This is a genomic window from Caballeronia glathei (genome assembly GCF_000698595.1).
In the GTDB taxonomy this organism is placed as follows: Bacteria; Pseudomonadota; Gammaproteobacteria; order Burkholderiales; family Burkholderiaceae; genus Caballeronia; species Caballeronia glathei.
On the sequence record NZ_JFHC01000301.1, the window covers coordinates 1 to 506 of the forward strand.

1 protein-coding gene is annotated in these 506 nt (G+C 61.7%); it reads right to left on the minus strand.

Annotation, left to right across the window (positions count from 1 at the left end; genetic code table 11):
- Window positions 1–506, minus strand: a 506-nt coding sequence (locus BG61_RS38895; protein ID WP_035943848.1) for an asparagine synthetase B family protein, incomplete at both ends; no start/stop codon positions are given.

The following is a 506-nucleotide window of genomic DNA, read 5'->3' on the forward strand; positions in this document are numbered from 1 at the left end:
TGATGCTCCAGCCACAACTGGAACATCAGCACGTTCCATAGCTGACGATGCCAGTTGTATTCTCCGGAAAGGTGCTGCTCCCACTTGCTGCGGACGATGGCTGCGTCGAAGAAGCCTTCCTGACGAAGCCGTGCAGCATCCAGCAACGATTCCGCCCACTCACGCAGCTCGCTGCGCAGCCACGCTGCGATGGGCACGGCAAATCCCATCTTGGGCCGCTCGACGAGTTCCCGCGGCACGTATCGATACAGGACCTGTCGCAGCGCCCACTTGGTCTGCCCGTCGCGAACCTTCATCGACTGGGGCAGCCGCCATGCGAACTCGACGACGCGGTGATCGAGAAAGGGAACGCGGGTCTCCAGGGAAACGCCCATCGCGGCGCGATCGATCTTGGTGAGAATATCGTCGGGAAGGTAGGTGATCATGTCGAGTGCCATCATGCGCTGCACGGCGTCCAGACCGGTCAATGGAGGCGCATGGCCCGTCAGGAAGGTCGGCGGTTGATG